The organism is Urinicoccus timonensis (genome assembly GCF_900232945.1).
In the GTDB taxonomy this organism is placed as follows: Bacteria; Bacillota; Clostridia; order Tissierellales; family Peptoniphilaceae; genus Urinicoccus; species Urinicoccus timonensis.
In genome coordinates, this window is sequence record NZ_OCTU01000001.1 from 484,613 (window position 1) to 499,362 (window position 14,750).

The following is a 14,750-nucleotide window of genomic DNA, read 5'->3' on the forward strand; positions in this document are numbered from 1 at the left end:
AGGAAGTTTTCTTCCATCTTATTTTAATGGAAATTTTCACTCCATAATAAGCATACCCAAGGAAGATGCTTTTAAACGACTTGCTTAAAAACTTTCCTTGGGTACTTTTTAATCTATTTTATTCTTAGCTGTGGACAATGTCCAGGTCATCTTGCCCCTTGACTACCTTGAGATTGTCGTTATCTTGGACATCCCCTTGGATGATCAGGCGGCTGAGTTTAGTTTCCAGGGTCCTTTGGATATATCTTTTGACAGGTCTTGCCCCGTATTGGATATCAAAGGATTGGTCTACAATATAGTCCACTGCATCTTCGTCAATGCTTAAATGGATGTTGCGGTCTTTTAATTGGTCTGCAATTACTTGGACTTGGAGACGGACAATCTTGTCCATTTCGTCCTTGCCCAGGGGCTTAAAGAGAACAATATCATCTATCCGGTTCAAAAATTCCGGTTTAAAGGCAGCCTTTAATTGGCCTTGGACTCTTTCCTGAGCTTCCGGAGTGATTTCCCCGTGGTCTTCAATGCTTTCAATCAAGTCCAAAGACCCAATATTGGAAGTCATGATGATGACGGTGTTTTTAAAGTCCACTGTCCGGCCTTGGTTGTCTGTCAACCGGCCATCATCCAAGACTTGAAGCAGGATGTTAAAGACATCAGGATGGGCCTTTTCAATTTCATCAAACAAGATGACACTGTAGGGGGCCCGACGAACTGCTTCGGTTAATTGCCCTCCTTCATCATAACCCACATATCCTGGAGGAGATCCTACCAGACGAGAAACTGAGTGTTTTTCCATGTATTCACTCATATCAATCCGAATCATATTTCGCTCATCGTCAAAGAGAAGTTCTGTCAGAGCCTTGGCTGTTTCTGTCTTTCCAACCCCTGTTGGGCCCAGAAAGATAAAAGATCCAATAGGGCGGTTTTGAGCCTTTAGACCGGCTCTTGCCCGTAAAACAGCATCGCTAACAGCGTCAATGGCTTGGTCTTGACCAAAGACCCGTTTTTTCAAGAGGCTGTCCATTTGTAAGAGCTTGTCTCTTTCTGTTTGGGCCAACTTGGCTACAGGAATCCCTGTCCACTTGCTGACAACTTGAGCAATTTCTTCTTCCGTAACTTCTTCTTTAACCATGGAGTTTTTTGGCCTTTCATTCCCCATGCTGGCCTTTAATTCCTCTTGGAGTTTGGGAAGTTCCCCATATTTTAATTGGGACAATTCTTCCAGGTCATAGCGTCTTTCTGCATCTTCAATTTGGTGCTTAACCCGGTCGATTCTTTCCTTGATGGTCTTTTGTCCTTCTAGGGCCTTCTTTTCATTTTCCCATTGGGCCTTCAAGGAGTCGTACTTGGCCTTTTCTTCTGCCAATTCGTTTTCTAAACCTTCCAAACGGCGTTTGGACCCATCGTCACTTTCCTTTTTCAGGGCCTGGGCTTCAATTTCCAATTGGAGGATCTTCCGACGAACCTCATCTACTTCTGTAGGCATGGATTCAATTTCCGTCCTTAACATGGCACAGGCTTCGTCCATTAGGTCAATGGCCTTGTCAGGTAAAAATCGGTCTGTGATGTAACGGTCAGACAAGGTAGAAGCTGCAATGACAGCCCCATCTGAAATTCGAATCCCATGGTAGATTTCATATTTTTCCTTGAGACCCCTGAGGATGGAAATGGTGTCCTCTACGCTGGGTTCTGCCACTTGAACCTTTTGAAAGCGCCTTTCCAAAGCCTGGTCACTTTCAATATACTTGCGGTATTCATCCAGGGTCGTGGCCCCAATCATATGGAGTTCTCCCCGGGCCAAAAGAGGCTTTAAGAGGTTGCCAGCATCCATGGCTCCTTCACTTTTCCCAGCGCCAACAATGGTGTGGATTTCATCAATAAAAAGTAGGATTTGCCCTTGGGAGTCCTTGACTTCATTCAAGACTGCCTTGAGTCTTTCTTCAAATTCTCCCCGGTACTTGGCCCCAGCAATAAGAGCCCCCATGTCCAGGGAGTAGATGGTCTTATCTTTTAAACCATCTGGCACATCCTTGTTGATAATTCTTTGGGCCAAGCCTTCTACGATGGCCGTTTTTCCCACACCAGGTTCCCCAATTAAAACAGGGTTGTTCTTGGTTCTACGAGACAAAATCCGGATGACATTACGAATTTCATCATCCCGTCCAATGACAGGATCCATCCGACCCTGTCTAGCATCTTCTGTCACATCCCGACCATACTTTTGTAGGGCTTCATAGGTGGCTTCAGGGTTGTCTGTTGTCACATGTTGGTTGCCTCGAATCTTCTTGAGGGCCTTTAAAAAGCCATCCTTATCAATGCCATATTTTTTAAAGATGGACTTGTCATCTGCATCCATCAGGGCCAGGTAGAGGTGTTCTACACTGACATAGTCATCCTTAAAGTCCTTGGCAATTTTTTCGGCATCTTGTAGGACCTTTTGAAAATCTGCCGAAGGATACACAGACCCACCCCTTTGCTTGGGCAGGCGGTCAAGGGCGGAAATCAAGTCTGTTAAGACTGCATCCGCAGAGATATTCATATAGGTTAAAATTTTTGGAATTAAGCCTTCCGGGTCTTCCAATAGGACCTTGTGAAGGTGAAGGGGCTTCAATTCAGAATTGCCATAGTTTTGGGCAAGTGTTTGGGCCCCTTGGACCCCTTGAAGACTTTTTTGTGTAAATCGTTCAAAATTCATTGTAACCCGCCTCCTTTATTTATTTGCGTCTTTTTCCAACTTTCTTAATTCTTCATAACATTTTATTTCTTCCGGCGATAACTTGGCCGGTAGGCTAATTTTAAATTCAATATAGAGGTCGCCCCTTTTTCCCTTCATATCCTTAAAGCCCTTGTTGGGGACTCTGAGTTTATGACCAGATTTTACATGGCTGGGGACCTTGAGCTTGATTTTTCCATCCAGGGTTGTCACTGTAATGTGGTCTCCTAGGGCTGCTTGGGCTGGTGTAATTTCCACCAACTTAGTTAAATTAAGCCCCTTTAGGGATAGGTTCATCCCATCCATTACGTGGATTTTAAAGAGGACTGACCCCGGCAGGCCATACTTGGCCCCATTGACTCGAATCTTCTTCCCATCGGTAATCCCCGCCGGGATTTTTACATCAATATCAATGGTTTTTCCCTGGTAGTTTAGGCCCAGGGACCTGGTGGTTCCCTGGTAGGCATCTTGGATGGATACAGTTAGGTCACTTTCATAAATGTCTTGGGCTTTCTTGCTCCCCCGGCCTCCTCGACGGCCTCCAAGGTCGGAAAAAATATCCGAAAAATCAAAGCCGCCAGATCTGCCGCTGTCCCTTTTCTTGGATCCTCCAAAGATGAGGTCAAAAAAGTCAGAAAAATCAGACCCATTTCCTGTAGAACTATAGCTATAGCCATATTGACTTGGGTCGAAATTTGCGCCCCCTTGGAAGTTGTAGTTGGAGCCAAAGGTATCATACTTTTGTCTCTTTTCCGGGTCTGATAAGACTTCGTAGGCCTCAGAAACTTCCTTAAATTTTTCTTGGGCTACCTTGTCATCAGGATTTAAGTCCGGATGGTATTTTTTTGCCAACTTCCGATAGTGGGATTTTATGGTTTTTTGGTCCGCCTTCTTATCGACACCAAGTATTTTATAATAATCTTTATATTCCATAAGCACTCTTCCTTTCTGCGTCAATAAGATTTATTGACCATCTTTGACCTTAAATATAGTATACACATTTACTTGGTAAAATGCAAGTCTTTCTGGGGAAAATTTATGGTTTTCTCCAGAATAAACCTATCATCTTTTCTCCTTTTCTTGTATAATTTACTATAAAGAAAATAAAGAAATGTTACTAGTTAAAGGAGTTCTCATGGAATTAACAAACTTATTAAATATAGACTATCCCATTATCCAGGGAGGCATGGCCAATATCTCTACTCCAGACCTGGTTGTAGCTGTTTCTCAAGCTGGAGGCCTGGGAGTTTTAGCTACTGGAGGCTTTTCCTTGGAAGAAATTCGCGAAAATATCCACCGGATCAAACAAGCAACCGACAAGCCCTTTGCTGTAAATGTCGTCTTGCTCCACCCTCAAATTCAAGACCTGGCCCAATTGGTCATTGACGAAGGTGTAGACTATATCACCTGTGGTGGTGGAAATCCCCTGCCCTATTTTGACCGCTGGGTCAAGGCCGGCATCAAGGTCTTACCCCTGGTTGGTAATGTAAAGATGGCCAAAAAGGTCCAAGAAGCTGGAGCCCTGGCCTGTATTTTTGAAGGGGCCGAAGCTGGAGGCCACATTGGTGCTCTAAACACCATGGCAGAGTTGCCTGCTATTTGTGACGCTGTAGATATTCCGGTTATTTCCGCTGGTGGAATCTATACAGGTCGGCAAATCCTAGCTGCTGAAGTTTTGGGGGCCCAAGGGGTCCAAGTTGGATCTCGCTTCCTCTTGGCTGAAGAATGTCCCATCCATATCAACTATAAAAACTATCTTATTAATGCTCTTGACTCCGACACCCTGGTTACCGGAGCTTCCTTTGGCCACCCCGTCCGGGTAGTAAAAAACCGCCTCACAGACCAACTGCAAAAATTAGAGGCAGAGGGAGCTTCTCAAGAAGAGTTTGATGCCATGGCCCGAGGGGCTGGTAACCGAGCTGCTAGCTTGGGAGATACCGAATGGGGATCTGTTATGTCTGGTCAAGGTTTGGCCTATTTTGATAAGATTCAACCCGCTAGAGAAATTATCCTAGACCTTATGGACCAATACAAGGAGGCCAAGGCTTCCCTGCTAAAATGAGATTGAAATAAGAAAAAGGCTTGTGGAAAATATTTTTTATTTTCCACAAGCCTTTTTTATTTTCTTTTTAATATTGAAGGATGGAATACACCGATGTAGGTTCCACCTGTTTGCGCCCATTCAGGTCTTTCAATTCAATTAAATAACAAAAGGCAGCTACTTGTCCTCCCAGAGCCTCTACCAAGTCCTTAGAAGCCTTGGAGGTTCCCCCGGTGGCAATGAGGTCATCTACAATTAAGACCTTGTCTCCTGGATCCAGGGCGTCTTTTTGAATTTCCAGGCTGTCTTGCCCATATTCCAGGCTGTAGCTTTTTTGTATGACTTCTGCTACCAGCTTTCCGGGTTTGCGCACCGGAACAAAGCCACACTTTAATTCATGAGCCATAGCTGCTCCCAAAATAAAACCTCTGGCTTCCACCCCTACAATGTGGTCAAAGTCTAAGTCCTTGACCTTGTCCACCATTTGGTCCAAGGCCTCTTGAAAGGCTTGGGGGTCTTTTAAGAGGGGGTTCATATCCCGGAAGGTAATTCCCTTTTCTGGATAATCTTTAAGTGATCGTATTGATTGATATAAGTCCATTTTCTCTCCTACTGGTCTATCTCTATTTTATGAATGCTCCCCATGGGAACTCGTCCATTTCTCTTGGCAAGGTCCCATATCATTTGTGATATATAGGGTTCGTGGCTAATGACACAAACAATCTGCTCCCGGACTTCGTCCAGGCACTCTTTTAAATAAAAAGCTTGAGTCACTTCCTTAAAGGATTTAACTTCCACCGGAAGCCCAAGGACTTCATGGAGAACCTTGGCTGTTTGCCGGGTCCGGTAGTAGGGGGAGGTGAAAATTCGACAATCCTCCCCTTGGATTTCTTCCTTTAAGGATTCAAATTTTTCCCTTAGCTCTTCCAAGCCCTCTTGGGAAACATAACGACCCTTGTCCCCCAAGGGCCGACCCTTTTCATCAAAATCTACCGTCTTACCATGACGGATAAGGTATAAAATCACCGAACCAACCGTTCTTTACCAACATAGTGGCCTAGGCCAGACAGTTCGTGCTCAATTCTTAAAAGCTCATTGTATTTAGCCAAGCGGTCACTACGGCAGGGCGCTCCTGTTTTGATTTGCCCACAGCCTACGGCTACGGCCAAGTCTGCAATAGTGGCATCTTCCGTTTCTCCACTTCTATGGCTGATTACAGCAGTCATACCATGGCGGTGGGCCAGGTCAATGGCTGCCATAGTTTCTGTCAAGGTTCCAATTTGGTTTAACTTAACTAGGATGGAGTTGGCTACGTGGTCATCAATTCCCCTTTGGAGACGCTTGGTATTGGTAACAAACAGGTCATCTCCCACCAATTGAACTTTTTCTCCCAAGGCCTTGGTAAGAACAGCCCAACCTTCCCAGTCATCTTCATTTAAGCCGTCTTCAATGGAAACAATGGGGTATTTTTCAATCAATTCCCCATACCAGTCTACCATTTCTTGGGCTGTTTTTTCTTTCCCTTCCCCTTCCAACTTGTAGGTCTTGCTGGCGGAGTCATAAAGTTCAGAAGCAGCAACATCTAGGGCCAGGTAGATATCTTCTCCCGGCTTGTAGCCTGCCTTTTCAATTCCCTTGACAATATATTCCAAGGCTTGCTCATTGCTTTCAATATTTGGAGCAAAACCACCTTCATCTCCTACAGCTGTGGATAGTCCGGCATCTTTTAAGACACTCTTAAGAGCATGGTAGACTTCTGTTCCCATTTGCAGGGCCTGAGAAAAGGTCTCTGCCTTTAGGGGCATGATCATAAACTCTTGGATGTCTACATTGTTGTCTGCATGTTGGCCCCCATTTAAGATATTCATCATGGGAGCTGGTAAGACTCGAGCACAGGGTCCACCCAGGTATTGGTAGAGGGGAAGTCCCAACTCATCCGCTGCTGCCTTGGCTGCTGCCAAGGAAACTCCTAGAATGGCATTGGCGCCAAACTTGGACTTGTTTTCTGTCCCGTCAAGCTCAATTAAGGCTTGGTCAATCCCCAATTGGTCTGTTGCATCAATGCCGTACAATTCATCGGCCAGGATGGTGTTAATCCCTTCAACGGTTTTTTCCACTCCCTTGCCATTGTATCTAGATCCACCGTCTCTCAATTCAACGGCTTCATGGCTCCCTGTAGATGCTCCAGAGGGAACAATAGCCCTACCCAGGCCTCCTAATTCAGTTACAACTTCTACTTCCACTGTTGGATTTCCCCTGGAATCTAAAACTTCCAAGGCATCAATTGATACAATTCGACTCATATTTCCTCCATTCTTAGGCTGGTTCCTGTCATTTCCTCGGGCTTTTCCAGCCCCATGATATCTAAAATCGTCGGTGCCAAGTCACATAGGGCCCCATCTCTTAAAGATCCATCTATTTTATATCCCACCAGGGGAACTTGGTTGTTGGTGTGGGAGGTCATGGCCTGTCCCTTTTCATCCACCATGACTTCGCAATTTCCATGGTCTGCAGTAATCAAGGCCTTGCCACCGACTTGGTCTAGGGCCTTTAGGATTCTTCCCAAACAGCTATCTACGGTTTCTACTGCCTTGACGGCTGCTGAAACCACCCCTGTATGCCCTACCATATCCGGATTGGCAAAGTTCAATAAAATAAAATCGTACTTAGCTGTTAAAATTGCCTCTACCAGCTTGTCTGTCACCTCTACTGCACTCATTTCGGGTTTTAAATCGTAGGTTGCCACCTTGGGAGAAGGAACTAAAATTCGGTCCTCTCCCTCATTGGGTAATTCCACTCCACCATTAAAGAAAAAGGTAACATGGGCATATTTTTCCGTTTCAGCAATCCGCAGCTGTTTTTTTCCACAATGGGATAGGTAGGCTCCCAGGGTATTGGTAATTTTTTCTTCTTGGTAGACAATATGAACCCCTTCAATGGCCCGGTCATAGTTTGTCATACAGGCAAAATATCCCCGGTAGACAAAGGGTCTGGAAAAGAGGTCAAAATTTTCATCCACTATGGCCCTGGTTAGTTGCCGAGCCCTGTCTGGTCTAAAGTTATAGAAGATAATACTATCTTCTGGATCCATACCTTGGTAGTCGGCTGCAACCATGGCTTGGACAAACTCATCCGTTTCTCCTGCCTGGTACTTAGCCTGGAGTTTTTGGCAAAAATCATCAGTCCTATCTCCTAGCCCCTGAACCACAGCCCGGTAGGCTTTTTCTATCCGGTCATAGCGTTGGTCCCGGTCCATGGCATAGTAACGACCTGTTACTGTGGCAATTTCTCCCACTCCCAGAGACCTAATCTCTTCTTGTAAACTTTCTAAGTCTGCCAATCCGTCATGGGGGGATACGTCCCTTCCGTCCAAAAAGGCATGGACATAGACCCGGTCCAGGCCCATGTCCTTACAAAGTTTCAAGATGGTATAAAGATGCCTTTGGTGGGAATGGACCCCACCCTTGGACAACAGCCCCATAAGGTGAAGGCTTTTCCCCTTGTCCAAGGCCTCTTGGATGGCCCGTCTTAAAACAGGCTTCTTGTAAAAATCTCCCTGGGCAATATCCCGGTCAATCTTAGTGAGACTTTGGTAGATCACCCGACCAGCACCAATATTCATATGGCCAACTTCTGAGTTACCCATTTGCCCCTGGGGTAGGCCCACATATTGGCCAGATGCCTGGAGTTTGGCCCCAGGATAATTAGCCATAAGAGCATCTAGGTTGGGGGTCTTGGCTAAGCTTACAGCATTGCCAGGACCTGGACCGGCTAGGCCAAAGCCGTCCAAAATAATTAACATGACTGGACTAGGCATTTTTTGTCGCCTCAATTAATCCATAAAAATCCTTGGCCTTTAGGGAGGCACCTCCCACTAGGGCCCCATCAATGTTTTCTTTTTCCATGAAACTGGCAATATTATCTGGCTTGACAGATCCTCCATAGAGGATGCGGATTTTCTCTGCCAGGTCTGACCCATAGCCCTTTTCAATCCATTGGCGGATAGTCAGGCACATGTCTTCTGCATCTTCAGGAGTCGCTGCTTGGCCGGACCCTATGGCCCAAATGGGTTCATAGGCAATAACCAAGTCTTGAAGGTCCTCCCGGTCTAGGCCTACCAGGGCCCGGTGGACTTGGCCTTCAATCCGTTTTTTGGCCTCTCCAGCCTGTCTTTTTTCCAGGCTTTCTCCCACACAGAGGATGGGCTTAATTCCAGTTTTTACAGCCTTTCTCAGCTTCTTTTCAATTTGGCTGTTGTTTTCCAGGTAAAGGGTCCGTCTTTCCGAGTGACCGATAATACAATAGGAAACGCCAAATTCCTTGAGCATGTCCCAAGAAATCTCCCCAGTAAAGGCCCCCTGGTCTTCACTAGACATGTTTTGGGCTCCAACTTGGTAGCCAGTGCCCTTTAATTTTTCTGCAAGAAGGGGGATGCAAAGGAAGTTTGGAATCAAGATGGATTCAACGGATTCCGGAGCCTGGCCCAGGCTCAAGAGTTCTTCCACCATAGCCTCAGCTTGGTGGGCCGTTAAGTTCATCTTCCAATTTCCGGCAACAATGGGTTTACGCATGGCTGCTCCTTTCAACGGCATCAATCCCTGGTAGGACCTTGCCTTCTAAGAGTTCCAGACTAGCTCCTCCTCCAGTGGATATATGGTCGATTTCTCCAGCCAGGCCCAGTTGTTCTATAGCTGCAGCAGAATCCCCTCCACCAACAATAGTAAAGGCGGGGCTTTCAGCCAAGGCTTCAGCAATGGCTTGGGTTCCCTTTTCAAAGGGTTCCACTTCAAAGGCCCCTGCCGGTCCGTTCCATACCACTGTCTTGGCCGTCATTAAGAGTTTCTTAATGCGTTCAACCGTTTGGGGTCCAATATCAAATCCTGCCAATTCAGGATCAATGTCTTCAATAGCCACAGGCTTGGAGGCAATATTGGCCTTTAATTCCTTGGCTACAACCACATCTATAGGTAGGATGAAGTCAATGTCCCTATCAGCAATCTTTTCCATAATTTCTCTGGCCAAGTCCAATTTGTCGTCTTCAACCAAGGACTTACCCACTTCAAGGCCCATGGCTTTTAAGAAGGTAAAGGCCATGGCCCCAACGATGATTAGGCCATCTACCTTTTCCACCAATTCTTGCAAGATACCAATCTTGTCACTGACCTTGGCTCCGCCTAGAATGGCCACATAGGGTCTTTCCGGTTCTGTCAGCACAGGTTGGAAGGCCCTGAGTTCTTGTTCAACCAAACGTCCCAGGTAGGAGGGTAGGCGGTTGGCTAGGCCCACATTGGAAGCATGGGTCCTATGGCTGGTTCCAAAGGCATCGTTGACATAGATGTCCCCCAAGCTGGCCAATTGGTCTGCAAAGGCATCGTCATTGGCTTCTTCTCCCTTGACAAAGCGGGTGTTTTCTAAAAGGGCCACTTCCTCTTCTTTTAATTCCTTAACCCACTTTTTCACATCTTCTGAAACCACTTGGTCATCCTTTAAAAATTGTACGGGACTGTCTAAAAATTCGGCTAATTTTTTAGCTACTGGAGCCAGGGACATGGCCTCTTGAGCTTGACCCTTGGGGCGGCCAAGATGGCTTAAAAGAACAATCTTTGCCCCCTGGTCTCTTAAGTATTGGATGGTTTCTAGAGACCGTTCAATCCGGGTGGTGTCTGTAATGACACCATCCTTCATGGGAACGTTGAAATCCACCCGAACCAATACGGTTTTTCCTTTAAAATTTCCTTGATCTAGTGTCTTCATAGACCCCCCTTTACAAGCTATTGGCTACCTTTTCTGTCAAATCAATAACTCTTTGTGAGTAACCCCATTCATTGTCATACCAGCTGACCAATTTTACCAAGCGGTCTTTTACCAAGGTTAGTTCCGAATCAAAAATGGAGGAGCAGGGATCCTTGATAATATCTGAAGAGACAATGGGTTCATCTGTATAAGCAATAATACCCTTGTAGGCATTTTCAGAAGCATCCTTAATGGCCTTGTTGATTTCTTCCACGCTGGCTTCTCTAGAAATTTCAAAGGTCACATCCACAATAGATCCTGTTGGAACAGGAACTCTTAGGGCAAAGCCTGTAAGCTTTCCTTCTACTTCAGGAATAACCTTTCCGACGGCCTTGGCAGCTCCTGTTGTTGTTGGGATGATATTTTCTGCTCCAGCCCGGGCCCGACGCATGTCTTTTTTATGACGGTTGTCTTGGATGTTTTGGTCATTGGTATAGGCATGGACTGTAGTCATAAGGCCTCTTTCAATGCCAAATTCATCTAATATGACCTTGGTAATTGGAGCCAAGCAGTTGGTGGTACAAGAAGCATTGGAGATGATGTCGTGTTTTTCTGGATCATAGTCTTGGTCGTTGACTCCCATGACAATGGTGATGTCTTCGCCCTTAACTGGTGCAGTAAAGACTACTTTTTTAGCTCCAGCTGCCAGGTGTTTTTCCCCACCTTCTCGGGTGTTAAAGGCCCCGGTAGAATCAATAACAAGGTCTACTTTTAAGTCCTTCCAGGGAAGGTCTTTTGGGTCGTCTCGGTCTGTAACACGAATCTTCTTTCCGTCAATTACCAGGCCGTCTTCCCAAATGTCTACTTCCTTTTCAAATCTACGGTAGACTGTATCATATTTTAGCAGGTGAGCCATCTTTTTCAGGTCGTCTGCATCGTGGTGACCTCCATCTGTTGCTGGTTGTTTGGTGTTTTTCCCCCTCCAGTTAATACAAACTAGGTCAAAGTCTACATGGTCTCTTTCAAAGATTCCCCGGACAACATCCCGTCCGATTCGTCCAAATCCATTTATTGCTACACGAATTGTCATTGCTTCCTCCTTTTTTTGCTTAAAACGCATGCTAAAAAGCGAATATTTTCCTCTTTTCATACTACCATATGATGGACTTTTGTCAAGGTTTTATGGGCCTTTTGACCCCCTAGATCCTTTTGAGAAAAGCAGAAATATCTTGCTTTTTTTCTAGTTTTCTACCTTTATTTCACCCTTATTAAATTCGGACTCTAGCTATGGAATTTTTCTGGACCTGTGTTAAAATAAATGTATGAAAGAGAGGTTATCTTATGTCTGAAAATTCCTTACATACAAAACCAAGTAAATTCGTCCCTGAAGTCAAGGGCCGCTTAAAACAAAGAATTGTCACTGTTCCTGAGACTATTTACCGGGCCAGTGGCATTAAGGTTCTAGGAACCCGCTTTAAGTCCTTAATTTTTTCTACAGATGTGGCCATCTTGGAAAACCACAATGCCCAGGCTGTTATGGCAGTCTATCCCTTTACTCCCCAACTCTCCATTATTGATGCCATTTTAAATGTCAGCCAGGTTCCTGTCTTTGTCGGAGTAGGAGGAGGGGTAACCTCTGGCCAAAGAACCGTTAGCATCGCCCTCCATGCCGAACTCCATGGAGCCCATGGAGTTGTGGTCAATGCCCCTATTAACAATGAAACCATCCGAGACCTCTATGACATCCTGGACATCCCTATTGTAGCTACAGTAGTTAGTAGCTATGATGATATCGCTGGCAAGGTGGAAAGCGGCGCCCGGATTTTAAATGTTTCTGGAGGAAAGAATACTGCCAAGCTAGTGAAAAAAATTCGAGGCATTGTAGGGCCTGAATTCCCCATTATCGCCACTGGCGGAAATGATGAAGAGCAAATTTTAGCCACCATCCAAGCTGGTGCCAACGCCATTACCTACACTCCCCCTACAACAGCTGTCCTCTTTGGTGAAATCATGACAAAATACCGCCAAGAAAAGAAGGAAGAGTTCTTTGAAGAAGATTAAGAAGGGAAGTATATGAAAGAATCCACTAACCAAGTTACAAAAGTTTTATTAAATATCAGCCTAGTCCTGGTTATTATCCTACTTTTAGGCCTAACCAAGGACTTCTTAAAGCCCGTTTATAGTGTCATTATCTATATCCTGGGACCCATTATCCTATCGGTTTATATCTATTATGCCCTTAGACCCTTAAAATTATTTTTAAACCGCTACATCTCCAATAAGACCCTTTGTGCGGTTATTACCTTTATTATTTTCTTGCTTCTAATTGTTCTTTTATTTAGCCTTTTATCCAATGTCATCATCACCCAGGTCCGCCAACTCATGAACTACAACCTCAACCTGGACAGCTTTTTAAAGGACAACAATGAAGTGGTGACCTGGATGCAAAATAATTTAAACCTTCAACACCACCTCCAAGACCTAGAGACCAAGTTGCAGAAAGTCGCCAGCAATATTCCCGGCTACTTGGGAGGAGCCTTTTCTAGCGTATCCAGCTTTGCCACCCAATGTATCATGGGGCTCTTATGTATCTTCTATCTATTAAAAGACGAAGATCTTTTCGCCCAATTGGTAGAAAAAATTTTCCGGGGTCCCTACCAAAAACGCTTGAACCACATGGGAATCCAAATCCACGAAACCCTAAAAACCTATATCTCCAGCCAGCTCCTTGTAGCTGTCGTCCTGGGAGCCATGACCTTTATCGGTTTTTTAATTATTGGTCTTCCCTATAGTGTTTTAATGGCTATCATTGCCCTCTTTACCAACTTCATTCCCTTTATCGGGCCCATTATCGGCTGTGTCCCTGCCGTTTTGGTGGCCATGTCTGTAGACTTTTCTATGGTTATCAAGGCTATCCTGGTTACCGTTGTGGTCCAACAATTGGAATCCAACCTGATTACCCCCAATATCATGGGAAACAAGATGGACATCCATCCCTTTGTTGTTATTATTGTGGTTTTAATTTCCATGAACCTCTTTGGGGTCCTGGGGGCCTTAATTGCCACCCCCCTCTACATCACTATTAAAATTATTGTAGAGACTATCCTAGCCATCCGAGATGATAAAAAGAAGATTTGTCGGCTCTCTGATGACGATTTTTATCAAAAGAATTGACTTTTCTTTTATGGTCACTATGTTGTATAATGATTATCAGAAAGTAGGGATTTGATGAACGAAGAACAATTACGACGCCGACGTCGTCTTCGCAGACAGCAACAGAGAAAAAGACGTCGTCGGATATTTTATATCCTCTGTATACTTTTTTTAGTCATTATTTTTACGATTTTAAGAGGAATTGTGGCCCATTTTAGCCGGACCAGTAACCATGCTCAAGCAAATGTGGCCCTGTGGTATATCCAACAACTAGATCGCGAAAAATCAGGAGATCCAGACCGGTCCAATGTATTCTATTCTTCTATTGAAGAGCTTTCCAATATTGCCCGGGACAAGCTTACCGCCTTTAACTTTACCCTGGCGAAAAATTCCAACCACATCCAAGCTGCTGAAAAATATGCCTATTCCACGAAAAAAATTCGGGAAATTACCGAAGGCAAATTGGACTATACTGGAAAGAAGATTGCCTTTTTAACCTTTGACGATGGTCCCAACAACACCATTACTCCTCAAGTTCTAGACACCTTAAAGGACCGCCAGGTTCCTGCTACTTTTTTCCTAGTGGGACGAAACCTGGGAAGTAAGCATGAAGATACCCTTCGTAGGATTCTCCGGGAAGGCCATGGAATTGCTATGCACAGCCTAAGTCATGACTACAGCAAGCTCTACCCAGGTCGCTTTGGCAATGCCGATCGGATTCGCTATGAAGCCCAAGAAACTCAAAAACTCCTAAAAGAATTTTTTGGACCCGATTTCCACTCTAGCGTTTGGCGCTATCCTGGTGGCCACCAATCCTGGAAGGAATTGGGGTCCAGTGACGATGCCTTGGCAAAACTTGGCGTTCAATGGATTGACTGGAATTGCCTGGTGGGAGATGCCCAACCCAAGTCTGACCGTCCTACGACTTCAGAGGGACAGGTCCAATATGTCCATAAGTCTTTAAAACTCAACAAGCAAACCCGTATTGCTGTAGTTTTGGCCCACGATGCCGAAAATAAGCAATTGACAGCCGATTCTGTAAACAAGCTCATTGACTATTTTAAAGACAATGGCTATGAATTTGGAATTTTAAAATAAAAAATAACCTAA

Annotated in this window: 13 protein-coding genes; 4 read left to right on the forward strand and 9 right to left on the reverse strand. The window is 45.0% G+C overall.

The window, feature by feature from the left end; genetic code table 11:
- Positions 1-124: 124 nt before the first annotated feature.
- Both clpB and CS898_RS02325 read right to left on the reverse strand, forming a co-directional pair.
- The gene (clpB, locus tag CS898_RS02320) at positions 125-2,695 is read right to left on the reverse strand and encodes an ATP-dependent chaperone ClpB (protein WP_099207967.1); all 2,571 of its coding nucleotides are present in this window, start codon (positions 2,693-2,695) and stop codon (positions 125-127) included.
- Between the two features lie 15 nt (positions 2,696-2,710).
- Positions 2,711-3,646: a J domain-containing protein gene (locus CS898_RS02325; RefSeq protein ID WP_099207968.1), complete on the reverse strand. Its 936-nt coding sequence runs from the start codon at positions 3,644-3,646 to the stop codon at positions 2,711-2,713.
- A gap of 202 nt (positions 3,647-3,848) precedes the next feature.
- On the opposite strand from CS898_RS02325, the gene CS898_RS02330 reads away from it, so the two are divergent.
- Positions 3,849-4,775, forward strand: coding sequence for a nitronate monooxygenase (locus CS898_RS02330; RefSeq protein ID WP_099207969.1), 927 nt, complete (start codon positions 3,849-3,851; stop codon positions 4,773-4,775).
- 67 nt (positions 4,776-4,842) lie between these two features.
- Here CS898_RS02330 and apt read toward each other — a convergent pair whose 3' ends face one another.
- The 7 genes from apt to gap are packed head-to-tail and all read right to left on the reverse strand — an operon-like array spanning position 4,843 to position 11,577.
- A complete protein-coding gene (apt, locus tag CS898_RS02335; RefSeq protein WP_099207970.1) occupies positions 4,843-5,355 on the reverse strand; it encodes an adenine phosphoribosyltransferase in 513 nt (170 codons plus the stop codon).
- An 8-nt stretch (positions 5,356-5,363) separates the two neighbouring features.
- Positions 5,364-5,780 (reverse strand): SixA phosphatase family protein, encoded by a 417-nt coding sequence (locus CS898_RS02340; RefSeq protein ID WP_099207971.1) that lies wholly within the window; start codon positions 5,778-5,780, stop codon positions 5,364-5,366.
- Entirely contained in the window at positions 5,777-7,057 is a 1,281-nt protein-coding gene (gene eno / locus CS898_RS02345; protein WP_099207972.1) for a phosphopyruvate hydratase, read from the reverse strand. Before eno ends, CS898_RS02340 begins: the two co-directional genes overlap by 4 nt.
- Complete coding sequence (gene gpmI, locus CS898_RS02350; RefSeq protein ID WP_099207973.1) at positions 7,054-8,571, reverse strand: 2,3-bisphosphoglycerate-independent phosphoglycerate mutase; 1,518 nt, start codon at positions 8,569-8,571, stop codon at positions 7,054-7,056. Before gpmI ends, eno begins: the two co-directional genes overlap by 4 nt.
- The gene (tpiA, locus tag CS898_RS02355) at positions 8,564-9,325 is read right to left on the reverse strand and encodes a triose-phosphate isomerase (RefSeq protein WP_099207974.1); all 762 of its coding nucleotides are present in this window, start codon (positions 9,323-9,325) and stop codon (positions 8,564-8,566) included. Before tpiA ends, gpmI begins: the two co-directional genes overlap by 8 nt.
- On the reverse strand, positions 9,318-10,508 hold the full coding sequence (locus tag CS898_RS02360; protein ID WP_099207975.1) for a phosphoglycerate kinase: 1,191 nt from the start codon (positions 10,506-10,508) through the stop codon (positions 9,318-9,320). The genes tpiA and CS898_RS02360 overlap by 8 nt, the downstream gene beginning before the upstream one ends.
- Before the next feature lie 10 nt (positions 10,509-10,518).
- The gene (gene gap, locus CS898_RS02365; RefSeq protein ID WP_099207976.1) at positions 10,519-11,577 is read right to left on the reverse strand and encodes a type I glyceraldehyde-3-phosphate dehydrogenase; all 1,059 of its coding nucleotides are present in this window, start codon (positions 11,575-11,577) and stop codon (positions 10,519-10,521) included.
- A 251-nt stretch (positions 11,578-11,828) separates the two neighbouring features.
- Here gap and CS898_RS02370 point away from each other — a divergent pair, with 251 nt between their 5' ends.
- Genes CS898_RS02370 through CS898_RS02380 form a run of 3 tightly spaced genes read left to right on the forward strand, consistent with a single transcriptional unit; the run spans position 11,829 to position 14,738 of the window.
- Positions 11,829-12,548, forward strand: coding sequence for a hydrolase (locus CS898_RS02370; RefSeq protein WP_099207977.1), 720 nt, complete (start codon positions 11,829-11,831; stop codon positions 12,546-12,548).
- 12 nt (positions 12,549-12,560) lie between these two features.
- Entirely contained in the window at positions 12,561-13,661 is a 1,101-nt protein-coding gene (locus CS898_RS02375) for an AI-2E family transporter (protein ID WP_099207978.1), read from the forward strand.
- A gap of 54 nt (positions 13,662-13,715) precedes the next feature.
- Positions 13,716-14,738 carry a polysaccharide deacetylase family protein gene (locus tag CS898_RS02380; RefSeq protein ID WP_234976006.1) on the forward strand — a complete coding sequence of 341 codons (1,023 nt, stop codon included), beginning with the start codon at positions 13,716-13,718 and terminating at the stop codon, positions 14,736-14,738.
- The last annotated feature ends 12 nt before the right edge of the window (positions 14,739-14,750 follow it).